Origin of the sequence: Serratia sp. HRI, from assembly GCF_010119335.3 — a bacterium.
Taxonomy (GTDB): domain Bacteria; phylum Pseudomonadota; class Gammaproteobacteria; order Enterobacterales; family Enterobacteriaceae; genus Serratia; species Serratia nevei.
Map to the genome: position 1 here is coordinate 5,337,462 of NZ_CP083690.1, position 25,829 is coordinate 5,363,290.

Below are 25,829 nucleotides of genomic sequence, written 5' to 3' on the forward strand. Positions count from 1 at the left end.
ACAGAACGTGCGTTATGAAGCATTATCCGGTCTTGCAGGCGGGAAGAGGGCGCGGCAGGGCCGCGCCAGGGGAGATTACAGGTAGCGGTTTTCCAAATGCTGACGGAAGTAGCGTGGGTTGAGCGCTTCGCCGGTTGCGTTGGCGATCAGCGTCTCGGTCGGGAAACGGCTGCCGTGGCGCCAGATGTTGTGCTGCAGCCAGTGGAACAGCGGCTGCAGGTTGCCGGCGGCGATGTCCTCGCCGAGAGAAGGCAGGGCCTGGCGCACGCTGTGGAACAGCTGCGCGGCGTACATCGCGCCGAGCGTGTACGTCGGGAAGTAGCCGAAAGCGCCGTCGGTCCAGTGAATATCCTGCATGCAGCCGTTGCGGTAGTTGCCGATGGTGTCGAGGCCGAGGTAAGCATGCATCTTCTCATTCCACAGCGCCGGAATGTCTTCCACTTCGATATCGCCTTCGATCAGCGCTTTTTCAATTTCGTAGCGCAGGATGACGTGGGCAGGATAGCTCACCTCGTCGGCGTCGACGCGGATCAGGCCCGGTTTAACGCGCTGGTTGAGGCGAATGAAGTTGGCTTCTTCCAGCGCCGGCTGTTCGCCAAACTGCGCGGTAACCAGCGGACGCAAGATTTTCAGGAATTCATTGCCGCGCGCCAGCTGCATTTCGAACAGCAGGCTCTGCGATTCGTGGATAGCGGTGGAACGGGCCAGGGCGACCGGCTGGCCGAGCAGATCGCGCGGCAGATTCTGCTCGTAGCGGGCGTGGCCGGTTTCATGCACGATGCCGAGCAGCGCGGTCAGAAACTCTTTCTCGTTGTAACGGGTGGTGATGCGCACATCTTCCGGCACGCCGCCGCAGAACGGGTGGGCGCTGACGTCGACGCGGCCGTTGTCGAAGTTGAAACCGAGCAGTTTCATCACGCTGAGGCTCAGCTGGCGCTGGGTATCCACATTGAACGGCCCCTGCGGCATCTGGCAAGGCTCATTGGCCTGCTTGGCCACCACGCGCTGCAGCAGCTCCGGCAGCCAGGTTTTCAGATCGCCGAAGATGCGGTCGAGATCGCTGCTGCGCATGCCCGGTTCATACAGGTTGAGCAGGGCGTCGTAACGGCTGGTGCCGGCCGCCTGTGCGCGGATCTGCGCCTCTTCCCGACTGAGCTTGACCACCTCGCGCAGGTTCTCGACGAAGCCGTCCCAATCGTTGGCCGGGCGCTGGGCGCGCCAGGCGTGTTCGCAGCGCGCGCCGGCGAGCGACTTGGCTTCGACCAGCGACGCCGGCAGCAGCACGGCGTCTTCATATTGGCGGCGCATTTCGCGCAGGTTGGCGCGATCGATTTCGTCCAGCGTCTCTTGCTGTGCGCGATCCAACAGCTCGCCGGTGCTTTGTGCCGTTAAAATCTGGTGCTGCAGCACGCTCAGCTCGGCCAGCGCTTCGGAGCGCGCCTTGCTGCCGCCCGGTGGCATCATGGTTTGCATGTCCCAACCGGCGATGGCGGACAGGTGGCCGAAACGCGACAGCCGGCTGAACAGGGCGCGCAGGTGATCGTAAGCAGACGTGTTGGAATGTGCAGATGTCATTATTATTCGGCTCCAATGAGAAGGTCCGGCGGTATTACGCCAGATCGGCTTTTAAACTGAATGTCGGCTTCACCGGCCAGCAGAAACGGAAGCTGGCGCCGCCGAGCGAACTGCCTTCGACGAACACCTGTCCCTGGTAGGCGACGGCGATGGAATGGGCAATGGCCAGCCCCAATCCGCAGCCGCCGGTAGCGCGATCGCGGCTGGGGTCGAGACGGACGAAAGGTTCAAACACCCGTTCGCGCTCTTCCGGCGGAATGCCCGGCCCGTCATCCTCGACCTGCAAGCAGGCGAGGTCGCCGTCAAACCACAGGCCCACGCGCAGACGCTGTTCGGAATAGCGCAGCGCGTTGTTGACCAGGTTATCGAGCACGCGCTCCATCAGGCGCAGATCGACGCCGCCGAAGTCGCCGACGTGCGGGATATCGAGCTGGATGTCGCGTTCCTGATGAATAAGACGGATATCATCGACCTTGTCCTCGAGCCACTTTGGCAGATCGATGGGTTCAATGTTTAACGCAACCTGCGGACGGTCCAGACGGGCATAGGTCAGCAGCTCGTCGATCAGCGACTCCAGCTGGCCAATATCGCGGTTCAACGCCTGCAGCTCGCTGTCGGACAGGTTATCGCTCATCTCGAGCCGATAACGCAGGCGCACCAGCGGCGTGCGCAGCTCGTGCGCGATGCCGTCGATCAGCTGTTTCTTGCTGGCGATCAGGGTGTTGACGTTGTCGGCCATTTGGTTGAACGCCACGCCGAGCCGGCTCAGGCTGGAGGTGGGATCGAAGTGGGTACGCTCATCCAGATGCCCGGCGCCGAGGCGCTGGGCGGCGTTTTCCAGCTTGAGCAGGTCTTGCCAGTGCGGCCGCATCCACAGAAACACCGGCAGCGCCAGCGACATGCCGATAAACACCAGCAACACCAGATCCAGCAGGCGCATCTGATGCAGATAGAACAGATAAGGAATGGGGCCGACCACCAACACGTAGTGGCTGCGCGGAATGCGCTGCATAAAGGTGTACTGATCGTCGAGGGCGATGATTTCCCCCAGCCGCAGCCGTTTTTTCAGATCCTCGCTCAGCTCCTGTTTGCCGAGCGGCTCGATATGCAGCTTGAACGACAGGTTGAGATCCAGCGTGGCGATGGTCTTGTTCCAGTCCTTCAGCGGGATTTCGCGCAGCTCGCTGCGCATCAGGTACAGCGAACTTTTCATCAGGTCGTCCATCGACTGGCGGCCGGCGCGCTCGGCGGTCACTTTGTACACCAGGCCGACCAGCATCGCCATCACCAGAAAACAGACGAACAGCAACAGGAAGAACTGGACGAAAAGTTTTCTCATTGTTGCACCGATGCCCAGGCGTTAGGGGCGAACAGATAACCTTTATTGCGCACGGTCTTAATGCGGAACGGCTCCAGCGCGTTGTCGTACAGCTTGCGGCGCAGGCGGGAGATCGCCACGTCGATGCTGCGGTCCATACCGTCATAGCTCACGCCGCGCAGGTTTTGCAGCAGCGCCTCGCGATCCATGATCTGCCCGGCGTGGGTCGCCAGTTCCCACAGCAAATCGAAATCCGAGGTGGACAGAGTGACGGTTTCTTCGCCCAGCGTGACCTGCCGGTTGACCGGATCGATGCACAACAGCCCGAAATGCAGCGCGTTGTGCTGGGTGAGCGGCTGAGCCGTCTCTTCTTTCGGCTGCTGGCTGTGTTGGCGCAGGTGCAAACGCAGGCGCGCCAGCAACACCGCCGGCGGCGTGGTTTTCAGGATATAGTCGTTGGCGCCCATTTCCAGCGACAGGATATGGTTCATGTCGCTGTCGAGCGAGGTGAGCAGCACGATCGGGCCGGGGAAGGTGGGGCGCAGATCGCGGCACAGCGTCATGCCGTCTTTGCCGGGCAGCATGATGTCCAGCAGCACCAAATCGGGTTGCTCGCGCTCGATGCGCGCCTGCGCGCTGTCGCCGCGAGGCTCGATCAGCACCTCGATGTCGTGTTTGCCCAGATAGGCGGCGATCAGTTTGCCGACTTCAGGATCGTCTTCCACAAAAACAATTTTATGCATATGCCCGTGTTTTAATAAGAAAAGCGGATTTCAGCATAGCGCGGCCTGCGAGGATGCGCCATGCGGATCTTTGCGTCAGCGCAGCGGCCGCCCGCCATCGACGCCGTGGGTGCGGCCGGTCACGTAGCGGCTCTCCAGCAGGTAGTTCACCAGGTTGACCACTTCGCTCTCGCCCGGCGCTACCTTCATCAGCGACTTCGCCAACGCCTGCTGGCGATAGGCTTCATCGTCGCCCGCATTGAAGATGATCAGCGCCGGCGCGATGGCGTTGACCTTGACCTCCGGCGCCAGCTTGCGGGCAAACGATCGGGTCATATTGTCCAGCGCGGCCTTGCTGGCGGCGTAGGCGATGTGTTTGTCGCTGCCTTTTTCCACCACGTAGTCGGTCAGATGGATAATGTCCGCGCCGGCCTGGCCTTGGCCGGTCAGGCAGGATTCGAGCAGCTGATTGAGCAAATAGGGCGTATAGACGTGAATCTGCAGCATCGCTGCCATTACCTGCTCCGGCGGCACCTCCGGCGACTCGGCCTGCCAGGCGCTGGCGTTGTGGATCACCGCGCGCAGTTTGGGCGCCACCTGCCGCACCCGATCGGCGAAAAGGTAGATGCCTTCGTGCGTGGAAAAGTCGCCCTGAATGCAGCAGGCGCCCAAGGCTTTCAACTCGGCCATCGCCGGATATTCGCTGCGATAGGCGATGATGACGGGAACGCCGCGCTCGAGAAACGCTTTGGCGAGCGCCAGCCCGATGCGCCGCGCGCCGCCGGTAATCAGCACCGGGGCAGAGTTGGGGTGTTCCATTGATTAAAGCTCCTGGACAGACTGGCAAACAATAGGGGAATTATGCCATTATACGGCGGAAAGTCGTTAAAGCTTCGCATGATTATCCATTTCTGGATGTAAGATCCCCAATGCATTTCAGGTTGTCGCCCGGCGGCGGCTTGAAAGACCACGGGTTAACACTGGCCATGAGAGGAATGAGGGGATGAACAGCAATCACCTTGCATCCATCGCGCGCAGTGAGAAAATCTGTTTCGACTACATGGATTTTCTGTCCGCATCGTGCAGGAAGCACTGGCGCTTTGTTGATGCTATTTATGGTGTGATGCCGATCTTCGGCATGGTGTTGAAATCGCGCGTGACCACGTCACAAACGCGCAAAGAGCAGTTGAAAGAGCTGGCGCTGCAGGTGGTGTCAACGCAGGTCAGCGATGAAACCAATATCGTGCGCCTGATTGACCTGGCGCAGCAACAGGGCCTGACGGTGTTTGATATTCAGCTGCCCTATGCGCTGGAGACTCAACAGCTGGCGGCCATTCAGAAAGAGTGCGCGGAAGGCATCGCGATTGCCCTGGTGGGGGAGCGTATGACCGTCACCATTCCCCCTAAAAGCTGATCGGGTACATCGACCGGCCGCCCGTTCATGGTTAGGCAATTGACTGACCCGATGGCCTAACCATGAACGTGAAATTCCGCGCTGCGTAGCGGCCTGCCTTTAAAGCCGGGTCCCGGCATTGGGGCCGGAGCGCAGGGTATAAATACTGTCTATATGAATGAGCACCGCGTATTTCGGCGGCTTCATTCCATTTTTTTCTGCAAATGCCAACGCGTCGTCAAACGGCTTGCCCGCCAGGAACAGTTCCGGGGTGCCGACGAAGCGGTAACCGTCCAGCGCCTCGCGGTCGATGACCACGACGGCCATTTTCGATCCCTCCCTGATATTTTGCAGCGTCTGGCCACCGGTATTTTCGTTGTAAATCAGCGTACGGTCATCATAGAGGCGCAGAGAGCGCTTGGGGCCGATATCGGGCACGCCACTCGGGCTGCTGGTTGCCTGTACAGGCAGCTGTTTGGCCAGCATTTTCTTCATGTCGTCATTCAATTCATTCATTGGTAGATTACCCCTCAGGTCGTGGTGTCGTTGTTAATGCACAGTGGCGGAATGGTTTGCCGCGGGTGCGCAGACGCTGGTTTCCGGCAGCCGGTGTTCGCGCAGCACCTGCAGCGTCTCTATTCGGAAACGCAGCAGGTGCCGTTCGGCGACCTGCTGCATCTGTTCGCACAGCGAGGTATCGTCCATCACCTGCTCGATGGCGAGCCGGGCCTGATGCACGTGCGGCTCAACGCCGCGCAGGGGCTTTTGCCGCAGGCGCAGATGGGTCATGTTGTTGAACGTGACGATCAGCGCGGCAAGGGCTGACTCGAAAAGATTCAGCGCTTCAAATCTGGCGGTATAGTCCGTATTTAGCCAGGGTTTCTCGGCGAGGATCGCCTGAGCGACTTCCAGCGCCTGTTGATAGTGCGTCATTGCCAGGCGATCGCGTTGCTGATTGAACGCCGTGTTGCCTTCGGCGATCAGCGCTTCCCAGGCGGCAAACAGGGGGAGTGCGTGCAGCAGTTTTTCAGCCATGAAATGCCTTCCATTTTCAGCCTGTCTTAACAAGACCTCCTGATGTTTCTCATCGGGGGCCTCACCTGTGTCCTGCCGGTGATGCTATAAATAATAATGATAATTAATTGTATTTAAGATCGCAAGCGTGGCAATTGGCGGATCAATAGCGTGGAGAAAGGTAAAAAAGAGGAAAGCGGGGAAACGAAATGCGGCTGCAGGGCAGCCGCATTGGCAGGCGATGTTAGTGCAACATAAACCAGCCGGCAGGCAGCGTGGCCACCAGCAGCAAGAAGATGCTGCTCTTTTCCAGGCGATTCAGCAGATTGATATCCCGGTGGCCGCGGCGGGCATACATGAACACCAACAGCCCTGGCGCATACAGCAGCACCGACATCAGCAGGTGCATCAGCCCGGACGCGTACAGCAGCCACAGGCCATAGACACAGGCGCCGGTCGCGGCGAAGATCAGGCGCTTGTCGCGGCGGCGGTAAGCCACCTTGAACAGAAACGCGCCGACCAGGAAGTAAGGCACCAGGATCATTTCTGAAGCGATGGTCAACAGCGAGTTGTAGTTGCTGCCGGTCAGCCAGATCAGCACCAGCGCCAGCTGCACTGCGATGTTGGTCAGCCACAGCGAAGAGGACGGGGCGTGATGGCGGTTCTGCTTGCCGAACACGCGCGGAAACGCGCCGTGCTGCGCGGCCAGCAGCGGCACTTCGGCCGCCATGATGGTCCAGCTCAGGTAGGCGCCGCACACGGAAATGATCAGGCCGGCGGCGATAAGCACGTCTCCCCACGGGCCGATCAGTTCCACCATCAGCACCGCCATCGACGGGTTGCGCATTTCGGCCAGTTCGCTGCGCGGCACCACGCCCAGCGACAGCAACGTGACCATCAGATACACCGCCAGCGCCGACAGCACCGCCAGCATGGTGGCGCGGCCCACGTCTTTCTTATTACGGGCGCGGGCGGAAACCACTACGGCGCCTTCCACGCCGATAAACACCCACAGGGTGATCAGCATGGTGTCCTTGACCTGTTCCCACACCGGTTTGCCTAAGGCGATGCCTTTGAAATCAAGTGTGAACACGTCCATTTTAAAGGCGATCGCCGCCAGAACGGCGAACATCCCCAGCGGCAGCAGCTTGGCCAGGGTGGCCGCCAGATTGATGCTGGCCGCGGTTTGCACGCCGCGCAACACCAGCGCATGCACGATCCACAGCAGGGCGGATTCGGCGATCAGCGCCTGCCAGGTATTGCCGTCACCGAGAATGACGCTGCCGCCGCGATCGGTGAAGATACTCAGCGCCGCGAACACGATCACCAGATATGAGACGTTGGCGATCACGGCGCACAGCCAGTAACCCCAGGCGGAGCAGAAGCCCACCAGCTCGCCGAACCCTTCCTTGGCGTAGGTGAAGATGCCGCCGTCCAGATCCGGACGCAAACGCGTAAGCAGCAGCATGGCGAAGGCCAAAAACAGAATGCCGACGCCGGTGATCCCCCAGCCCAGCAGCAGCGCGGCGGGGCTGGCGACCTGCGCCATGTTTTGCGGCAGACTGAACACGCCGGCGCCCAGCATCGAGCTGAGCACCAAAGCGGTTAGCGCGGTAAGACCGAGTTTTTTTTCCAATGACGGATCCTGAACGCAGAATAAACAACTGGAAGGGAACTGTTTGGTGGCAACAATGTATTAACAACCACTGCGCGAATAGACAATAGCCCTAAAAATTGGCGCAAATTTTACGGAGGGATGATTAGAGATGCAATGATTGAATATGCGGAATTTACAAAAAACTATTCAACGCGCGATGAAAAAAGCGGCAATAAAAACGGGCAGCTCAAGGGCTGCCCGATGGTAAACCGAAAAGCGGGTTTTATTTGAACAGATCGGCGCTGACGGTCAGGTTGCCGCCGCTCTTGTTCTGCCACTGGCGGGTGACGTGGTAGTACTTGGCGCCTTTCTCGGCCGCGCGTTTCGCCACTTCGGTGGAGACATCGGTCATGCTGTTGAAGTGGCCGGTGAAGGTGACGGAATCGAACGGCACCATCTGCGCGGCGGTCACGCTGTTCACTTCCTGGATCTTGGTGCCGTTAGGCAGCGTGACGGTATAACGTTGGCCGGTAGAGGACTGGGTTTCGAAGAAACGGCCCACGTCGCGGCTTGGCGAACCGGAAGACGCGACGCCAGGAATTTCGACTTTCGCGGCAGCGGCGCCACCGGCGGCCAGCGCGGCGCGGCCGGCGTCAGAATCGGCCGGAATGGCATCCGGGCTCTGCACGCGGCGTTTTGGCGCATCGGCCTTATAGATGTAGGCGGTGACGAACTGGTTACCGCCGGAGTTGGCGTCAACCTGGCGCACGATGAAGAAGGATGCAGCACCTTTTTTCTTCGCTTCTTTGGAGATGGCGTCGTTGATGTCCGGCTGGCTGCGGTAGAAACCGCTGACGCTCACGGTATCGTAAGGCTCCAGCAGATAGGCTTCATCTTTAGGCAGTTCGTTCACGCCGTTAAATACGCGGTATTTTGGTGTTTTGCTCACTTCTGGCGCATCTTTATGATAAAGGTCTGCGGTGACGCGCCAGTTGCCGCCGTTGTTGCTGTTGTTGCTGTCCTGGATATAGAAGGAATCGGCACCCAGTTTGTCTGCACGGCGGGAGACGGCGTCGACGGCTTCATTGATGGCATTGAAGCGGCCGGTAATCGTGATGCGATCAAACGGCTTCAGCGCCGCTGCTTTCTCAGGAGTTAACTCCTGCGCCGCATGAGCAGACAGCGCGGTGAGTGATAACAAGGCTGACGCGATGATCGTGGTCTTCAGCTTCATAAAAAATCCTTTCGCCTAGCGCATTAACGTTTATAACGTACTGAACTGTTTAAGTGTAATTCAGCCGTCGATTATTACATGTAATTCTGAAAACTGTCTCAGCATTTTATGTTATCCCGTGCGACAAATCGCCGACGGTGACGCGGGCCGCACGGATGGCGCCATCGTCATAAGTTTCCATAATAAAGGCTCTGGTGTCATTAATGTTAATTATTCACAAAATGATAACTTTTATGCTTTTTCACCGCGCGTGGCCATAAATCGTTACGCCGGGCGTAAACCTCTTGTCACGCAGAATGCGCTGTTCTGTATGGATTTTTTCACGGTAAATTGCGATTTGTCATATCACGCGCGGCGTTTTTATGTAAAAACAGAGCTGAATGCGTAAGCAATTATGGATCATCGACCTTATTTTCAGTAGGTTATAGTTGGCGTCTGAAATCAGTGCGGGCAAGTTAACGCCTCGCTCGCCGCTGGCGTCATGCTATGGGCAGGAAAATAATAAACATCATCCAAGACAGGTGAGAAGGGAACATTATGCGTATTGGTGTACCAAGAGAGCGGTTGGCCAATGAAGCCCGGGTCGCAGCCACGCCGAAAACGGTGGAACAACTGCTGAAGCTGGGTTTTACCGTCGCGATTGAACGCGGGGCGGGCAAACTGGCCAGTTTTGAGGACGTCGCCTACGAAGCCGCCGGTGCGGCGCTGGTAGACGAAAGCGAAGTGTGGCAGTCGGATCTGATCCTGAAAGTCAACGCGCCGCAAGACGACGAGATCGCCTTGATGCGCGAAGGCAGCACGCTGGTCAGCTTTATCTGGCCGGCGCAAAATCCCGAATTGATGGCCAAGCTGGCGGCGCGCAACGTCACCGCGCTGGCGATGGACTCGGTACCGCGCATCTCGCGCGCCCAGTCGATGGATGCGCTGAGCTCGATGGCCAACATCGCCGGCTACCGCGCGATCGTCGAAGCGGCGCATGAGTTCGGCCGCTTCTTCACCGGCCAGATTACCGCCGCCGGCAAAGTGCCGCCGGCCAAGGTGATGATCATCGGTGCCGGCGTGGCCGGCCTGGCGGCGATCGGCGCCGCGGGCAGCCTCGGCGCCATCGTGCGCGCCTTCGACACCCGCCCGGAAGTGAAAGAGCAGGTGCAGAGCATGGGCGCGGAATTCCTCGAGCTGGATTTTGAAGAGGAAGCAGGCAGCGGCGACGGTTACGCTAAAGTGATGTCTGAAGCCTTTATCAAGGCCGAGATGGCGCTGTTCGCCGCGCAGGCGGCGGAGGTCGATATCATCGTCACCACCGCGCTGATCCCGGGTAAACCGGCGCCGAAGCTGATCACCAAAGAGATGGTGGCGTCGATGAAACCGGGCAGCGTGATCGTCGATCTGGCGGCGCAAACCGGCGGCAACTGCGAACTGACGGTGGCCGACACCATTACCGTGACCGACAACGGCGTGAAAATCATCGGCTACACCGACCTGCCGAGCCGCTTGCCGACGCAATCTTCGCAGCTTTACGGCACCAACCTGGTCAACCTGCTGAAGCTGCTGTCGAAAGAGAAAAACGGCGAGATCGACATCGATTTCGACGATACGGTGATCCGCGGCGTTACCGTGGTGCGCAGCGGTGAAATCACCTGGCCGGCGCCGCCGATCCAGGTTTCCGCTCAGCCGAAAGCGGCGCCCGCCGCTGCACCGGTGGCCAAACCCGAAGCCAAACCGACCTCGCCGTGGCTGAAGTACGGCCTGATGGCCTTGGCGATCCTGCTGTTCGGCTGGCTGGCGGACGCGGCGCCGAAAGAGTTTCTGTCGCACTTTACCGTGTTCGCGCTGGCCTGCGTGGTCGGTTACTACGTGGTCTGGAACGTCAGCCATGCGCTGCATACCCCGTTGATGTCGGTCACCAACGCGATCTCAGGAATTATCGTGGTCGGTGCGCTGTTGCAGATCGGCCATGGTGGCTGGGTGAGTTTCCTCTCCTTTATCGCCGTGCTGATCGCCAGCATCAATATTTTCGGTGGGTTCACCGTCACTCAGCGCATGCTGAAGATGTTTCGCAAGAACTAAGGGGTAACAAATGTCTGGAGGATTGGTTACAGCTGCATACATTGTTGCCGCTATTTTGTTTATTTTCAGCCTGGCGGGCCTGTCGCGCCATGAAACGTCGAAGCAGGGCAACCTGTTCGGCGTCGCCGGCATGGCGATCGCGCTGATCGCCACCATTCTGGGGCCGGATTCCGGCAACGTCGGCTGGATCATCATCGCCATGATCATCGGCGGCTCGATCGGCGTCTATCTGGCCAAGAAGGTCGAGATGACCGAAATGCCGGAGCTGGTGGCGGTGCTGCATAGCTTCGTTGGCCTGGCAGCGGTGCTGGTCGGTTTCAACAGCTACCTGGATCACGGCGCGCCGATGGCGCCGGTGATGGCGAACATCCATCTGACCGAAGTGTTCCTCGGCATCTTTATCGGCGCGGTAACCTTCACCGGTTCGATTGTCGCCTTCGGCAAGCTGCGCGGCATCATCTCTTCCAAACCGCTGATGCTGCCGAACCGCCACAAGCTGAATCTGGCGGCGCTGGTGATCTCGTTCCTGCTGCTGGTGGCGTTCGTGCGTACCGACAGCGTGGGCTGGCAGGTGGTGACGCTGCTGCTGATGACGGCGATCGCGCTGGCTTTCGGCTGGCATCTGGTGGCCTCGATCGGCGGCGCCGACATGCCGGTGGTGGTGTCGATGCTCAACTCCTACTCGGGGTGGGCGGCGGCCGCGGCGGGCTTCATGCTGAGCAACGATCTGCTGATCGTCACCGGCGCGCTGGTGGGCTCTTCGGGTGCGATCCTGTCTTACATTATGTGTAAGGCAATGAACCGCTCGTTTATCAGCGTGATCGCCGGCGGTTTCGGCAGTGACGGTTCGTCTACCGGCGATGCCGAAGAGATGGGCGAATACCGTGAAACCACGGCGGAAGAGGTGGCCGAGCAGCTGAAGAATTCCACCTCGGTGATCATCACGCCGGGTTACGGCATGGCGGTGGCGCAGGCGCAATATCCGGTGGCGGAAATCACCGAGAAACTGCGGGCGCGCGGCGTGAAGGTGCGCTTCGGCATTCACCCGGTCGCGGGGCGTCTGCCGGGCCACATGAACGTGCTGCTGGCGGAGGCGAAGGTGCCGTACGACGTGGTGCTGGAGATGGATGAAATCAACGAAGATTTCCCGGATACCGACACTGTGCTGGTGATTGGCGCCAACGACACGGTAAACCCGGCGGCGCTGGAAGATCCGCGCAGCCCGATCGCCGGCATGCCGGTATTGGAAGTGTGGAAAGCGCAGAACGTGATCGCGTTTAAACGCTCGATGAACACCGGCTACGCCGGCGTGCAGAACCCGCTGTTCTTCAAAGAGAACACCCAGATGCTGTTCGGCGACGCCAAAGACAGCGTGGAAGCGATTCTGCGGGCATTGCAAAAGTAGTTGGGCAACCAAAAAAATGGGCCGCTTATTAGCGGCCCGTTTTTTTATGCGTGAAGGTTAATCTTCGTCGTCGTGCTCATCGTCTTCATCCGCCTCGATCGGGCAGTTGAAGTTCTCCGGCTTAATCACCAGCAGATCGCATTTCAGATGGTCGATCACATGTTCCGCGGTGTTGCCGATAAAGGCCGCTGAAATGCCGGTGCGGCCCAGGGTGCCCAGAACCACCACGCCGGCCTGCAGGTGTTCGGCCAGATCGGGGATCACCTCTTCCGGCAGGCCTTTTTCCACGTGGGTGAACTCTTCCTTAATGCAGAATTTCTGCCGCAGTGCCTTCATGGCGATCAGATGCTGGCCGCGGATGGCGTCGTTGTAGACGCTCGGATCGAAATCGGGCAGCTCGATGGCGATGTTGATCGGGGTAACGGGATAGGCGCCGACCAGGTGAACCTCGGTCTGGTTGACGTTCTGCGCCAGTTCGACGGTTTCTTGCACCAGTTTGATATTGAGCGGGTCGTGATAGGGTTCTTCGCTGGACAGGTTGACCGCCACCAGCGCTTTGCCGCCTTCCGGCCAGGGTTGGTCTTTTACCATCCACACCGGGCAAGGGCATTTGCGCAGCAGGTGCCAGTCGGTGGGGGTGAAGATCACCGACTCCAAGCGGTCGTGCTGGTGCGCCATTTTCAGCAGAAGATCATGCTGGCCGGAAAGCACTTCCTGAATGATGGCTTCGAAGGGGCGGTTATGCCAGACCACTTTGATTTCGATCGGCACGCCGTCGTTGAGATAGAAACGGCACTGCTCGTTGATCCAGGCGGCGCGTTGGCTGATCACACCTTGCCGCATCGCCGTTCTTTCGTCCGGAGAGAGCAGGGTCGTCATTTCGTAAGAGAAGTCATAAATGGGCAGGAAGGCTTTGATGCGCCCGCCGTTCCGTTTTACCAGGTACACGGCGCGGCGCAATGCCGGCTGATCGTCCTGATTGGGGTCAATAGCCACCAGAAGATTCTGATACTTCGCCATAGGGCCTCCTTACAGCTGAAATCAACAGTCTGTTAATTTACAGAGTAACCCAACATTGAAAAACAGAACAACAACAGAAGCGTGCCGGATCAACAATTTCGGTGAAATGTTGATCCGGCAGGGGAGTCAGGCGTTGACGGTCACGTTGATGCGTGGCGTACCGGCCAGCACCGACAGGGCGTCGGCGTTTTCGATGGTGATGTATTTGCCTTTCACGCTGAGGATTTCGCTTTTCTGGAAGCGGCCCAGCAGGCGGCTGATGGTTTCCACCGTCAGACCGAGGTAGTTGCCGATGTCGCCGCGGGTCATGGTCAACCGGAACTCGCGCGGCGAGAAGCCACGCTCCGCGAAGCGGCGCGACAGGTTGTAAACGAACGCCGCCAGGCGCTCTTCGGCGTTTTTCTTCGACAGCAGCAGGATCATGTCCTGGTCGCCTTTGATCTCGCCGCTCATCAATCGCATGATCTGCTGACGCAGGTTAGGCATTTTGCCGGACAGATCGTCGAGGGTTTCGAATGGGATCTCGCACACCATCGAGGTTTCCAGCGCCTGAGCGAAACTTGGGTGCTTCAGACCGCCGATGGCGTCGAAGCCCACCAGATCACCCGCCAGATGGAAACCGGTGATTTGCTCGTCGCCTTGCTCGGTGATGGTGTAGCTTTTGATGGTCCCGGAACGGATCGCGTACAGCGACTTCAGCTCGTCGCCGGCCTTGAACAGGGTCTGGCCTTTCTGGATGGGCTTTTTCCTCTCGATAATGTTGTCGAGCTGGTCCAGCTCGTGGGCATTAAGGGTGAAAGGAATGCACAGCTGGCTGATGCTGCAGTCCTGGCAATGGATCGCACAACCACCAGACTGGATACGACGAATCACGCGTTTTTCCGGGATCATAGATTACGCTCATTCAATAATTGATATGAGTCAATTTTAACATCTTTTGCTGCAGCTGATAAGGGTGGCATTAGCATGAATAGGGGTATTGTGTGCGAATTTTGCGCACACATGCCGCCGATTATTCTGTATCGTGCTGAAGTCGCTAGATTTATTTGGCACTTATGCGCAACGTGCGGTCGCCATTCCGGCGGCATAGGGCAGGGCAATCGGCGCGGCGGCAGGGGCGTTGATTGGCGCCGCATCCGGTCATGCCGGCCCCGGCGCGCTGATCGGCGCGGGCGGCGGGTTGCTGGTCGGCAGCGCGATGGCCAATAACTCGGCCAGGCGCAGCAGCGATGACCTGCAAGACCGCTACGATACCGTGTATACGCAGTGCATGTACGCCAAAGGTAACCAGGTGCCGGTGGCCTACGGTTATGGTGAGGCCACCTCATCGCCGGTGCCGCCGGACTACTATCCCGCCGCCCCGGCGGAGGGCGTCCCGCCGGACTATGTGCCGCGTTAGTGCGAGAGCAGATCCTGCGGCAGGTAACCTTCGTGCTGCAGCAGCCACTGCTTGCGCTGCACGCCGCCGGCATAGCCGGTCAGCGCGCCCTGCGAACCGATCACCCGGTGGCAGGGCACCACGATGCTGATCGGATTCGAACCGTTGGCCATGCCGACCGCGCGTGAGGCGGTTGGGCGGCCGATGCGTTGCGCCAGCTGGCCGTAGGTCAGGATTTCGCCGCAGGGGATTTGGCGCAGCTGTTGCCACACGGTGCGTTGGAACTCGGTGCCGGCGGTCATCACCGGCAGCCGATCGATAATGCTCAGCTCACCGGCGAAATAGCGTTGCATCGCGTCGGTCAGCCCGCTGGGATCGCGCTGCTCACGCAGGGTGAAGCGATCGGCGCGGTAGTGGGTATTCAGCAGCTTCATCAGGCGCGCTTCGTGATCGGTCCAGTCAATCGCCCGCAGGCGCCCCTGTTCATCGGCAATCAGCACCAGTTCTCCCACCGGCGTGGCGGTACGATCAATCAAAAAAGTCTGCATCTGGATCACTCCTCGGTTTGGTATGGCGATTATCGCATGAAAGCGGGGGAAGCGATGGCGGATTTCGGACATGCTGATGGGCAACCGCAGGGTTGCCCAAATAGCCGGCTCAGGGTAAGGCGGGGAGTCATTGCACGTTAAATTTATAAAATAAATTTATAAGTCATCAAGGCAGGTTGTGTCTTGTTTATTATTTCATCAGACATTAACGCTTTGGCGTTACTTATAGCTGATGGTCACGCGCTTTAAATAGGGATCGTTATTCACCATTTCGCTGGTGACGGCAGAGACTAATTCTTTTGGCATTTCTTTTAACGAAGAGGAAATATACCCGTTCTGATATTCCGTCACTTTACCGAAGCAGTTGGAGATAAGCTGTTCATCCTGATGTGTGATGGTGCAGGTCGGGGTGGTAATGGCGCCGGTGAAGCGCACGACGCCGGAGGCGACCGGGCTGCCGGAAAGCGGTTTTGCTTGCAGAGCGAAGGGCAGAATGACCAATGCGCTTAATACGGCTAAGTAATGGTTCATACGCTGTTCCTCTCAGAGTAAAAATGCTGCCAATTAAAAAACAAGCACGCTTGTTTTCATCAAATAAGCTATTTCGCCTGGCGAAATAAAAACGAATGGGCAAAAATCCTACTGCCTGCATCCAATGAATTTGATAATAGGGAGGTAGGGTGAGTAAAACCATGATTTGGATCATAGTGAAGACCGGTTAATGGTTTCCGGCGCGGGCAGGGTAAAAGGCTGTGATCGTTCTCTCAGGAAAGCGGGAATGGCGGGGTGTTTTCGCCCCCGTGGTGTCGCCACTGAAACCGGGGGCGAGTGCGGGGTTACAGCATGCCGCTGCTGCCGCAGATGCGGATCTTTTCCGCCACCACTTCTTTCATCGCCAGCTTGCCGGGGACGATATATTTGCGCGGGTCGTTGGCATCCGGATGCTGTGAAAAGTAGCTTTTCACCGCATCGGCGAAGGCGATTTTCAGTTCGGTGGCGACGTTGACTTTGCAGACGCCGAGCGAGATCGCGCGTTTGACCATCGCTTCCGGAATGCCGGAGGCGCCGTGCAGCACCAGGGGCACGTCCACCTGTTCGCGGATCAACGCCAGGCGCTCGAAGTCCAGCTTCGGCTCGCCGTGATACAGACCGTGGGCGGAACCGATCGCCACCGCCAGCGAATCGATGCCGGTGGCGGCGACGAACTCGCGTGCCGCCACCGGGTCGGTATAGAAACTGTCCGCCGTATCGACGATCAGATCGTCTTCCTGCCCACCCAGGCGGCCCAGTTCCGCTTCCACGCTGGCGCCATAGCGGTGGCACAAGGCGACCGCAGCAGCCACTTTGGCGATGTTCTGCTCGAACGGCAGATGGGAACCGTCGATCATCACCGAGCGGATGCCGCTTTTCACCTTGTGCTCGATGTCGTCCAGCTCCTCGTGATGATCCAGATGCAGCGCCAGCGGCAAATCGTAGTGGTGCGCGGCCGATTGGCAAATGCCGATCAGGTAGTCGGTGCCGGCGTAGCTGAAGGTGCCGGGCGTGCCGGCCATGATCACCGGCGAGCGCAGCTCGGCGGCGGTTTCCGCCACCACCTGCACGGTTTCCAGATTGTGGACATTAAACGCCGGGACGGCGTAACCCTGGCGCTGCGCCTTGAGCAGCATTTCTCTGTTGGCTATCAGATACATGGGATCTCCTTACAGCACGGGGGAAGGGAAACGGTAAATCGTCACGCCTTTCACCACCCGGTTAACCTCGCCGGTCGGGCAAGGGTTGTCTGGGGTCAGTCCCAGCGCCAGCGAACTCTCGAAGGCCAGCATCTGGGTGAACAGCAGATACGGGAACAGCAGCCAGATGTCGTCCGTGGCCTGGTGCATAGGCAGCAGGGCATCGGACGGTGTCCGGGGCTCGCCGGTCAAACCGACCAATTGCATCACCAACCCGTCGCGCTGCAGCTCGTTCCACAGATCGCGGTCATACTGGCGGGCGTAGTCGTCGTGGGAGAACATCACCACCACCAATGTTTGGCCGTCGACCATAAATTTCGGGCCGTGGCGCAGGCCGAGCGGCGAGTCGTAGCGCGTAACGATGCGCCCGGCGGTCAGCTCCAGCATCTTGAGCGAGGCCTCTTCCGCCAGGCCGGTAAAGCAGCTGCCGCCGAGGGTGATATAACGGCGGAAACCGCTGGCGGCCAGCGCCTTTACCTGTGGCTGCAGCGTTTCGCGCAGTGCGCGGCAGCGCTGCACCATGGCGTTCAGCGGCACCTGGGCGGCCTCAAGCGAAAGCGGGCCGAGCAGCAGCGCGGCGCTCAGCATCATGCAGCTGAAGCTGGAGGTCATGGCGAAGCTCTGATCGTTGGAGCCTTGCGGCATCACCAGCGAACAGACGTTGTCGCGCCGATGCGCATACTGCGCCAGCTTGCTGTCCGGGTTGCAGACCAGCATCAGGTGGTAGCTTTCCGGCAGCAGCTGGTCGGCCAGCTCCACCGTCGCCACGCTTTCCGGGCTGTTGCCCGAGCGGGCGAAGGAGACCAGCAGCGTCGGCCGCTCAGGATCGAGATACTGCCGCGGGTTGGCGACGATATCGGTGGTGCCGTAGGCCGCCACGTCGCGGCCGGTTCGTTCGCGCAGCCAGGGCGCCAGGGCGCGGCCGGCGAACGCCGAGCTGCCGGCGCCGCACAGCACGATTTGCAGCCGAGGATTGGCCAACAGCGGCGCCAGGAACGGCTGCCACTGCGCCTGTTGATCCTGCAGTTGCCGGTGCAGCGCCGCCCACAGATCCGGCTGCTGCCAAATCTCTGCGGCGGTGTGCCAGGCGTTGCGCTGCTTCAGCCAATCCGCCTCGTAAGAGAAATACGCGTTCATGATGACAACTCCTTAAAAGCCTCGGTTAACGGTCGGCGATAATCACGTCGATCCCTAAATGGTGCAGCGCCTGCAGATAGTGTTCCGGAATGCGGCTGTCGGTGACCAGGCGGTGGATCTGGCCGATTTCGCGGATCATGCAAAAGCTGGTGCGGCCGAATTTGCTGGCGTCGGCGATGGCGATCACTTCGCGAGCTACCTCGCACATCACGCGGTTCAGCTGCGCTTCGCCCGGATCCGGCGTGGTGATGCCGCCCGCCAGATCGAAACCGTCGACGCCGAGAAACAGCTTGTCGAACCGGTACTGGCGCAGCTGCTGTTCGGCGGCGGGGCCGTACAGCGACCAGGCCTTGCGGCGCACGCTGCCGCCGACCACCATCAGATCGATCTGCTCGTTGTTGGCCAGCTCGAAGGCGATGTTCAGCGCGTTGGTCATCACCACCAGATCCTTTTTCCCCGCCAGCTGCGGCGCCATCTGGCTGGTGGTGGAGCCGGAGTCGAGGATGACGGCGTCGCCGTCTTCAATCAGCGCCGCCGCCGCGCAGGCGATGGCGTGTTTTACGTCGCGGTTGATGCGGCCCTTGTCCTGCAGCGGGCGATCGAAGGCGAACTGTTTGTTCAACATGGCGCCGCCGTAAGCGCGCACCGCGCAGCCGTGTTTTTCCAGCTGGCGCAGATCGCTGCGGATGGTGACGCTGGACACCGAAAACTGCTGGCTGAGCTGTTCCACGCGCACCGAGCCTTCGCGGCACAGCTGGTCGATAATTAATTCCCGGCGTTTTGCGGTATTGATCATTAACGCAGACTCCTGATTTACCTGTAGCCGTGCCCGACCGCGGCTTAATAAGCCGCAGCGATACCGACCGGAGCGCTTTCAGTTGTTCGTGACGAATTACAGCAAACGAAATACTGAAATGCAATCGATTAATTTTAAAATATCTATATCTATCAGTTGGTTATATTTAATTTTGCTTTCGGTTTAGCGGTAACCGAAAGCGGTATTAACACAAAGTGAAAACGGCAAATTCGTTATTTTTCAGTCGACAATTCTCGCGATGGCTTTATTCGGCCCTGCGGCGGCGAAAGCCGCAGCGAGCATTCGACAGCCGCCGGGCTTTCACTGTTTTTTATGCCGCCGCCTGTAATAGCGCCGCGCCACGCACGCCGCTGCTGTCACCGTGCACCGGCGGGAATACCGCTGCCGGTTCCGCGCCCGGCAGCAGCCAGTGCCGCATCGCCGTCGGCAGCAGCCGATACAGCTCGCCGACGTTCGACAACCCACCGCCCAACACGAAGGCGTCGACGTCCAGCAGCAGCTGCAAACCGGCCAGCGCGCTGGCCAGAATGTCGACGTAGACGGTCATCAGCCACTGTGCGAGCGTATCCCCCGCGCGATAGCTGGCGACCAGCGCCGGCACGTCGGCGGCCGGATGGGCAAGGTGGCGGCTCAGCGCCAGCAGCCCGCTGCCGGAGACGTAGCGTTCAAAGCAGCCGGTCAGCCCGCAGTTGCAGCCGAACAGCGGCAGATCGTAACGCTGCGCCAGCTGGGCGGAGATCGGCATATGGCCCCATTCGCCCGCCAGCCCGTTGCGCCCCTTGTGCAATTGCCGGTTCACCACCAGGCCACCGCCGGCGCCGGTGCCGATGATGGCGCCGAACACCAGCGGCAGATGGGCGGTTTGCGGCGTGCTGGCTTCCGACAGCGCGAAACAGCGGCAGTCGTTCTCGATGGCGATCGGCCGCGCCAGCGCCTGCGTCAAATCATCCGCCAGGCAATGCCCGGTCAGGCAGGGCACGTTGACCGCCAGCTGGCGGCGACTGACGGGATCGGTGATCCCCGGCAGGCCGATGCCGATGCTGCCGCGCGTATGCAGCTCGCGGTCCGCCTGCTCGACCAGCCCGGCGATGCAGGCCACGAACTCGCCATAATCGCCGGTTGGGGTGCGCACGCGCTGGAGCAGCACCTGATTGAGCCGGCGATCGTAAGCGGCCATTTCGATCTTGGTGCCGCCGATGTCGAAGCCGTAACGCATCTCTCTCGTGCTCATGGTCAGGCTCCGTTCAGGGCGATCACCGCCGCTTCGCGGCGCGCGCGTTCGGCGGCGAACACCATCAGGTGGCTCTCCAGCGCTTCCGCCGGGCCGGCCAGCACCTGGCTCGGATCGTTGGCGCGAATGGCCGCGATAAAGTGCTGCATCAGGTAGTAGTCACCGCCGCCGTGGCCGGCCATGGCGTGCAGATCCTGGCTGGCGTCGGTGTCGTAATGCGTTTCGCCGTCGTCGAGGAACGAGGTGATGCGGATATGGCGGCCGTCACCTTCCAGGCAGCCGCGGCTGCCGAAGATGCGGGTGTGGCGATCTTCGTGGCGGGTAAAGGCTGTCATGGTGAACGACGCGGTACGGCCGCCGGCGAACTGCATGTTGACCACCTGATGATCGACCACGTTATTGTCGCAGCGGTAAACGCAGCGGCCGTAGGGCCCGTCGCGCAGCGCCGCCCGCAGCGTCGTCTGGTCGGGTTCCGGCGTCAGCACGCGCAGAAAGCCGGGCGTGGCCTTGTGGTCGTCGCCCAGATAGATGCGTTTGGCGGAATAGGGGCAGGACGCCTCCACCGCGCAATCCAGGCAGTTGTCCGCCGCGCCGGCCGGTTGGTTTTCCCGGCGGAAGTGGCGCAGGTTGCCGAAGGAGCTGACCTGTTCGCAGGGCTGCTCCATCACGTAGCGGATCCAATCGATGTCGTGGCAGGATTTCTGCAGCAGCATAAAGGCGGCCTGCCGATCGTTGCGCCAGTTGCCGCGCACGAAGGAGTGCGCCTGATGCCAGTAGCCGACCGGCTCCAGGTGTTGCAGGCTGACGATGTCGCCGATCGCGCCGTCGCGCAGCAGCTGCTTGAGCTTTTGGGTATAGCGGGTGTAGCGCAGCACGTGGCCGACCGAGAAGATCAGCTTTTGGCGCACCACCTCGGCGACGATGGCGCGGCACTCGTCGGCGTCCGGCGACAGCGGCTTTTCCAGCAGCATGGCGTAGCCCTGGCGGGCGAAGGCCAGCGCCGGTTCCAGGTGCATCTGATCCTGAGTACAGATCAGCACCGCGTCGGCCAGCTTGCCGGCATCGGCGGCCTGGCGCCAGTCGGTGAAGACGTTTTCCGGCGCGATGGCGTGCTGTGCCACGAACTGCTCGCGGTAGGCGTCGCGCGGTTCCGCCACCGCCACCACCTGCATCAAATCGGGGTGCGCCAGCGCATAGCGCGAGTAGATTTCACCGCGCGCGCCGGCGCCGACTACCAGTACCCGCACCGGGCGCTGGGCAACGTTATTGGATTGTGTTGACGACATTGCTGATACTCCGCTGTTGTTATTTGAGGTTTTGGCCGCTGAGCTCGTCGAACAAATGTGCGCGCGTCAGATCGAATGCCAGATGAACGCTTTCGCCGAGGCGCGGCTCCCAGTCCGGCAGCGACGCCATGCGCAGCACGAAGCGCAGGTCGGCCAGTTCGCAGTGCAGCAGCTCCTCGTTGCCCATGCGCTCGATGGTGACGATCTGCGCCGGGAAGCAGTTGGCGCTGCCGGGCGCGCACAGCCGCAGGGATTCCGGCCGGATACCGAGGCATACCCGCGCATGCGGATAGTCCGCCAACTGCCGTTGCAGCGCCGGCGGCAGCTCGAGCGGGTGCTGCCGGCCGATGCGCAGCCGCACCGTTTGGCCGTCGCGCACGATCGCCAGATCGTGCAAATTCATCGACGGGCTGCCGATAAACTCGGCGACGAAACGGTTGGCGGGGTGGTGATACAGGTTGATCGGCTTATCCACCTGCATGATGGCGCCGCGGTTCATCACGCAAATGCGATCGCCCATGGTCATCGCCTCGACCTGATCGTGGGTGACGTACACCATGGTGGCGGCGGCGCCTTCCTGTTTCAGCTGATTGTGCAGTTCAATCAGCTGCACGCGCATCGACACCCGCAGCTTGGCGTCGAGGTTGGACAGCGGCTCATCGAACAGGAACACCTTGGGCTTGCGCACGATGGCGCGGCCGACCGCCACTCGCTGGCACTGGCCGCCGGAGAGCTGGCCCGGCTTGCGCTGCAGCAGGTTGGTGATCTCCAGCTTTTCCGCCGCGTCGCGCACCCGGCGGTCGATCTCGGCCTTGCTCTCTTTGCCGATCAGGCCGAACGCCATGTTCTTGTACACCGTCATGTGCGGGTACAGCGCATAGTTCTGGAACACCATGGCGACGCCGCGATCCTTCGGCATGCTGTCGTTGACGCAGCGATCGTGGATCAGGATCTGCCCCTCGCTGACACTCTCCAGCCCGGCGATCATCCTCAGCAGGGTGGATTTGGCGCAGCCGGACGGGCCGACGAACACCATAAATTCCCCGTCCTCAATGTCCAAATTGACGCCGTGCAGCGCGTGGAAACCGTTGGGGTAGACTTTTTTAACGCTGTTTAACTGAATTCCGGCCATGTCATTTACCTTATCTGCGCGTTAGCCTTTCACCCCGGCGCTGGCGATGCCCTGGATGAAATAGCGTTGGAAAATAATGAACAGCATCAGCATCGGGATCACCGCCATCAGCGCCCCGGCCATCAGCAACGGGTATTCCACCCCGGCGCGGCTGGAGAGCGAGGCGAGGCCAACCGGCAGCGTCAGCTTCTCGGTGGTGGTATTGACGATCAGCGGCCACATCAGGTTGTTCCAGCTCCACAGGCCGTTGATGATGACGCAGGCGATAATGCCCGGCCGGATCAGCGGCAGCATGATGCGCCAGAAGATGGCGAAGTAGCTGTAGCCGTCGATCAAGGCCGCTTCTTCCATTTCCTTCGGCACCGCCAGAAAGAACTGGCGCAGCAGGAAGGTGGCGTAGACGCTGAAAATGCCCGGCAGCACCAACCCGGTGATGCTGTTGACCAGCCCCAGCTTCTGTACCACCAGAAATTGCGGGATCAGAAACGCCTGGCCGGGCACCATCAGGATCGACACGCACACCAGGAACACCGCGTCGCGGCCGCGAAAATGCAGGCGCGAGAAACCATAGGCAGCCAGGGTGGCGATCGCCATCTGCAGGGTGACGGTGAAGAAGGTCGCCAGCAGCGAGTTGAGATAAAAACCGGCGAACGGGATTTCGTGCATCACCCGGCCGTAGGCCTGCAGGCTGGGGTGCGCCGGCAGCAGCGTCAGCGGGATCTGGATGCTTTCGGCCTGGGTTTTCAACGAGGTCACCAGCATCCAGATAAAGGGCACGACCGAGGCCAGCGCCGCCAGCCCCATAAACAGGTACACCAGCGTTTTCTTGCTTGCGTTCATGCGCAGCTCCTCAGCTGACTTTCAGGCGCTTGCCGATCGCCATTTGAATCAGGGTGATCACCAGCGTGACGGCGAACAGCACCACGGTGATGGCGGAGGCGTAGCCTTTTTCCTGCAGGTAAAACGCGTACTTGTAGAACAGGTTGGTGACGGTCATCACGTCGTTTTCCACCAGCGCGCGGTCGAACATCAGGAACACCACGTCGAAGATTTGCAGGATCTCGATAAAGCTCATCACCGACACGAAGAACAGCGTCGGCACCATCATCGGCAGCGTGATGCAGAAGAAGCGCCGCAGGGTGCCGATGCCGTCGATATCCGCCGCCTCGTACAGCTGGCGTGGAATGCTCTGCAGCCCGGCCAGCAAAATGATGATCTTCAGCGCCAGCGACGACCAGATGATGATGATGGACACGCTGATGCGCACCACGTCCGGATCGGACAGCCAGGCGACCGGCGCAATGTGCAGCAGGCCCAGCGCCTGGTTGATCAGGCCGAAATCCTTGTTGAACAGCCATTGCCACACCATGGCCACCGCCGCGGGCATGGTGACCGCCGGCAGGAACAGCAGGGTGCGCAGCAGGCCTTTGCCACGGATGTTCTGGTTGAGGCCGATCGCCAACAGCAGCGACAGGCTCAGGCTGATCGGTACGCACACCACCACGTAGAACAGGGTGTTGGCGGCGGCGGTGTAGAAGTCGTCGTCTTCGAACAGGTTGAGATAGTTATCGACGCTGATGCTGCTCCAGCGCATGAACTGGTTCAGATCGGTAAAGCTGTAAAAAATGTTCTGCAAAAAGGGGATCAGGTAAAACACCGTCACCCCCAACAACAGCGGCAGGATCATCACCCAGCCCCAGAAGCGTTCGGCGCGTTCGAGCCGATTGAGCGCGGGGCGGGCGGTGCGCCGGGATGATTTCAGGGTGACCGTAGCCGTTTCTGCCAGCGACATGTTGCCATTCCTCACCTATCACTTTCAGCGTGGGTCCACCGCGGCGCACACTCGGGGTAGCGCGCCGCGGCGGGGCGATTACTGCTCCATGACGCGCGCGATCTTCTTGACCGACTTGTCCATTTCCTGCTTGGCGTCCGCGCCCATAAAGATTTTCTTCAGGCTGGCGATCCACATGTTCTGCCATTTCGGCGTATTGGTGCCGGCGGTGGGGTAAGCCTGGGTCACTTCAAGGGTCTGGATATAAGGCGAGACGTCGACTTTCTGGATCTGCTGCGCCCAGACCTTGGCCGCCGTCTTGTTGGCCGGGATCACCACCTTGGCCAGCTCCGCCTGCGAGGCTTCGCTGCTCATGAAGGCGATATATTTCCAGGCGGCCTGCTTGTGGGCGCTTTTGGCCGACATGGCGAAGGCCAGGCTGTGCGCTACACCGGACTGGCGTTCAATTTTCGGCATCATCACCACGCCGATGTGATCGTTGATCAGCGGGTTGTTGGCGAACGGCGCCGCCAGCCAGGAACCGGCATAGACCATCGCGGCGCGGTTGGACTGGAAGATGTTCTCGGTTTTGACTTCGCTCATTTGCTGGGCGCTCGGCATCAGGCCGTCTTTCATCATGCCCTGCAGCTGCTGGTAGACCCAGATGGATTTGTCGTTGGCGATGTCGGTGGGTTGGCCGTCTTTCGGCACGATATGATTGCCGTTTTGGAACAGCAGGTTCATATAGCTGTCCTGGCCGTCGATGCTGAGATCCATCACCAGCGGGAAGGCGGCGTCTTTCAGCCCGCTTTTCAGGGCGGTGGCTTTGTGTTTCAGATCGTCCCAGCTCCAGTCGCTGGTGGGGTAGCTGACGCCGGCCTGATCGAACAGTTTTTTGTTGTACCACACGGCGATGGAGTCGACGTCGCGCGGAATGGCCATCTGTTGGCCGTCGTACTGGTAGGCTTTCACCGAACTGGCGACCACGTCATCCAGCTTAAGGCTGCTGTCCTTAATATAAGGCGCCAGCGGCTCCATAATGCCGTTTTTGGCATATTGCACAAAATAAGGCATATTGATCCAGAATATATCCGGCGCCACGCCGCCGGCGGCAGCGGAATCCAATTTAACGAAATATTGCGCAGAGGGCGTTAATTCTATTTCTATTTTTATATCCGGATTGGCCTGTTCAAAGCGTTTGGCGATCTCCTGTTCGGCAGGTAATTGGTTTCTGTCCCAAACGGCATAGCGCAATGTTATTTTATCTGCGGCGTGGAGCAGGGTGGGTAATAATAATGCGCTGGCAAGAATAGAGTGCGCCAGCAGGCGTCCGGTATTTTTTATCGGTGACATTGCTTTCCCCTCGGTGAGCGACGAATAACGTTTTTCGCAACGTAAATTCTTTCTATCCCTTAACTTTCAATGTGTCAATACACCCCCGGACGCCCAAAAAC

General features: G+C 59.9%; 26 protein-coding genes. 5 read left to right on the forward strand and 21 right to left on the reverse strand.

Annotated elements, in window-relative coordinates:
* Positions 1 to 75: 75 nt before the first annotated feature.
* The 4 genes from GF111_RS25610 to folM form a co-directional block, all read right to left on the reverse strand.
* Positions 76 to 1,575 (reverse strand): carboxypeptidase M32, encoded by a 1,500-nt coding sequence (locus GF111_RS25610; RefSeq protein WP_147190837.1) that lies wholly within the window; start codon positions 1,573 to 1,575, stop codon positions 76 to 78.
* A 34-nt stretch (positions 1,576 to 1,609) separates the two neighbouring features.
* Positions 1,610 to 2,914 (reverse strand): two-component system sensor histidine kinase RstB, encoded by a 1,305-nt coding sequence (rstB, locus tag GF111_RS25615; protein ID WP_147190839.1) that lies wholly within the window; start codon positions 2,912 to 2,914, stop codon positions 1,610 to 1,612.
* Positions 2,911 to 3,636 carry a two-component system response regulator RstA gene (rstA, locus tag GF111_RS25620; protein ID WP_038880301.1) on the reverse strand — a complete coding sequence of 242 codons (726 nt, stop codon included), beginning with the start codon at positions 3,634 to 3,636 and terminating at the stop codon, positions 2,911 to 2,913. The genes rstB and rstA overlap by 4 nt, the downstream gene beginning before the upstream one ends.
* Before the next feature lie 75 nt (positions 3,637 to 3,711).
* Positions 3,712 to 4,434: a dihydromonapterin reductase gene (folM, locus tag GF111_RS25625; protein WP_038880299.1), complete on the reverse strand. Its 723-nt coding sequence runs from the start codon at positions 4,432 to 4,434 to the stop codon at positions 3,712 to 3,714.
* Between the two features lie 184 nt (positions 4,435 to 4,618).
* Between folM and GF111_RS25630 the strand changes: the two genes are divergently transcribed.
* The gene (locus tag GF111_RS25630) at positions 4,619 to 5,029 is read left to right on the forward strand and encodes a hypothetical protein (protein ID WP_038880297.1); all 411 of its coding nucleotides are present in this window, start codon (positions 4,619 to 4,621) and stop codon (positions 5,027 to 5,029) included.
* A 99-nt stretch (positions 5,030 to 5,128) separates the two neighbouring features.
* Here GF111_RS25630 and GF111_RS25635 read toward each other — a convergent pair whose 3' ends face one another.
* From GF111_RS25635 to ydgH, 4 genes are all read right to left on the reverse strand, one after another.
* Complete coding sequence (locus tag GF111_RS25635; RefSeq protein ID WP_038880295.1) at positions 5,129 to 5,524, reverse strand: pyridoxamine 5'-phosphate oxidase family protein; 396 nt, start codon at positions 5,522 to 5,524, stop codon at positions 5,129 to 5,131.
* 33 nt (positions 5,525 to 5,557) lie between these two features.
* Positions 5,558 to 6,043, reverse strand: a complete 486-nt coding sequence (locus GF111_RS25640) for a hypothetical protein (protein ID WP_038880292.1) — start codon at positions 6,041 to 6,043, stop codon at positions 5,558 to 5,560.
* Between the two features lie 223 nt (positions 6,044 to 6,266).
* A complete protein-coding gene (locus GF111_RS25645) occupies positions 6,267 to 7,658 on the reverse strand; it encodes an amino acid permease (protein ID WP_047730635.1) in 1,392 nt (463 codons plus the stop codon).
* A 244-nt stretch (positions 7,659 to 7,902) separates the two neighbouring features.
* A complete protein-coding gene (ydgH, locus tag GF111_RS25650; protein WP_038880287.1) occupies positions 7,903 to 8,853 on the reverse strand; it encodes a DUF1471 family protein YdgH in 951 nt (316 codons plus the stop codon).
* Positions 8,854 to 8,971: 118 nt separating this feature from the next.
* On the opposite strand from ydgH, the gene GF111_RS25655 reads away from it, so the two are divergent.
* From GF111_RS25655 to pntB, 3 genes are all read left to right on the forward strand, one after another.
* A complete protein-coding gene (locus GF111_RS25655) occupies positions 8,972 to 9,241 on the forward strand; it encodes a hypothetical protein (RefSeq protein WP_134268390.1) in 270 nt (89 codons plus the stop codon).
* A 149-nt stretch (positions 9,242 to 9,390) separates the two neighbouring features.
* On the forward strand, positions 9,391 to 10,920 hold the full coding sequence (gene pntA / locus GF111_RS25660; RefSeq protein ID WP_047730636.1) for a Re/Si-specific NAD(P)(+) transhydrogenase subunit alpha: 1,530 nt from the start codon (positions 9,391 to 9,393) through the stop codon (positions 10,918 to 10,920).
* Positions 10,921 to 10,930: 10 nt separating this feature from the next.
* Positions 10,931 to 12,325: a Re/Si-specific NAD(P)(+) transhydrogenase subunit beta gene (pntB, locus tag GF111_RS25665; RefSeq protein WP_055313465.1), complete on the forward strand. Its 1,395-nt coding sequence runs from the start codon at positions 10,931 to 10,933 to the stop codon at positions 12,323 to 12,325.
* A gap of 57 nt (positions 12,326 to 12,382) precedes the next feature.
* Here the strand turns inward: pntB and uspE are convergent, their stop codons facing one another.
* Both uspE and GF111_RS25675 read right to left on the reverse strand, forming a co-directional pair.
* On the reverse strand, positions 12,383 to 13,345 hold the full coding sequence (uspE, locus tag GF111_RS25670) for a universal stress protein UspE (protein WP_047730637.1): 963 nt from the start codon (positions 13,343 to 13,345) through the stop codon (positions 12,383 to 12,385).
* Positions 13,346 to 13,471: 126 nt separating this feature from the next.
* Positions 13,472 to 14,236: an FNR family transcription factor gene (locus GF111_RS25675; protein ID WP_004938278.1), complete on the reverse strand. Its 765-nt coding sequence runs from the start codon at positions 14,234 to 14,236 to the stop codon at positions 13,472 to 13,474.
* A 208-nt stretch (positions 14,237 to 14,444) separates the two neighbouring features.
* Here GF111_RS25675 and GF111_RS25680 point away from each other — a divergent pair, with 208 nt between their 5' ends.
* Positions 14,445 to 14,744 carry a glycine zipper domain-containing protein gene (locus tag GF111_RS25680; protein ID WP_224217865.1) on the forward strand — a complete coding sequence of 100 codons (300 nt, stop codon included), beginning with the start codon at positions 14,445 to 14,447 and terminating at the stop codon, positions 14,742 to 14,744.
* Here the strand turns inward: GF111_RS25680 and ogt are convergent.
* From ogt to GF111_RS25735, 11 genes are all read right to left on the reverse strand, one after another.
* The gene (gene ogt / locus GF111_RS25685; protein WP_047730638.1) at positions 14,741 to 15,271 is read right to left on the reverse strand and encodes a methylated-DNA--[protein]-cysteine S-methyltransferase; all 531 of its coding nucleotides are present in this window, start codon (positions 15,269 to 15,271) and stop codon (positions 14,741 to 14,743) included. The genes GF111_RS25680 and ogt overlap by 4 nt on opposite strands.
* Positions 15,272 to 15,490: 219 nt before the next feature.
* Positions 15,491 to 15,802: a hypothetical protein gene (locus GF111_RS25690; protein ID WP_055313464.1), complete on the reverse strand. Its 312-nt coding sequence runs from the start codon at positions 15,800 to 15,802 to the stop codon at positions 15,491 to 15,493.
* Positions 15,803 to 16,107: 305 nt separating this feature from the next.
* Positions 16,108 to 16,962 (reverse strand): tagatose bisphosphate family class II aldolase, encoded by an 855-nt coding sequence (locus GF111_RS25695; RefSeq protein ID WP_055313463.1) that lies wholly within the window; start codon positions 16,960 to 16,962, stop codon positions 16,108 to 16,110.
* 9 nt (positions 16,963 to 16,971) lie between these two features.
* On the reverse strand, positions 16,972 to 18,138 hold the full coding sequence (locus tag GF111_RS25700; RefSeq protein ID WP_055313462.1) for an SIS domain-containing protein: 1,167 nt from the start codon (positions 18,136 to 18,138) through the stop codon (positions 16,972 to 16,974).
* 25 nt (positions 18,139 to 18,163) lie between these two features.
* A complete protein-coding gene (agaR, locus tag GF111_RS25705; protein WP_038880262.1) occupies positions 18,164 to 18,934 on the reverse strand; it encodes a transcriptional repressor AgaR in 771 nt (256 codons plus the stop codon).
* 331 nt (positions 18,935 to 19,265) lie between these two features.
* Positions 19,266 to 20,171, reverse strand: coding sequence for an ROK family protein (locus tag GF111_RS25710; RefSeq protein WP_055315532.1), 906 nt, complete (start codon positions 20,169 to 20,171; stop codon positions 19,266 to 19,268).
* A 17-nt stretch (positions 20,172 to 20,188) separates the two neighbouring features.
* Entirely contained in the window at positions 20,189 to 21,472 is a 1,284-nt protein-coding gene (locus tag GF111_RS25715; RefSeq protein ID WP_055313283.1) for a Gfo/Idh/MocA family protein, read from the reverse strand.
* Between the two features lie 19 nt (positions 21,473 to 21,491).
* Positions 21,492 to 22,604 (reverse strand): ABC transporter ATP-binding protein, encoded by a 1,113-nt coding sequence (locus GF111_RS25720; RefSeq protein ID WP_038880257.1) that lies wholly within the window; start codon positions 22,602 to 22,604, stop codon positions 21,492 to 21,494.
* Positions 22,605 to 22,625: 21 nt separating this feature from the next.
* Entirely contained in the window at positions 22,626 to 23,444 is an 819-nt protein-coding gene (locus GF111_RS25725) for a carbohydrate ABC transporter permease (protein ID WP_004938251.1), read from the reverse strand.
* Positions 23,445 to 23,454: 10 nt separating this feature from the next.
* A complete protein-coding gene (locus GF111_RS25730; RefSeq protein WP_047730640.1) occupies positions 23,455 to 24,396 on the reverse strand; it encodes a carbohydrate ABC transporter permease in 942 nt (313 codons plus the stop codon).
* 78 nt (positions 24,397 to 24,474) lie between these two features.
* Positions 24,475 to 25,728: a sugar ABC transporter substrate-binding protein gene (locus GF111_RS25735; RefSeq protein ID WP_055313279.1), complete on the reverse strand. Its 1,254-nt coding sequence runs from the start codon at positions 25,726 to 25,728 to the stop codon at positions 24,475 to 24,477.
* Positions 25,729 to 25,829 lie beyond the last annotated feature (101 nt).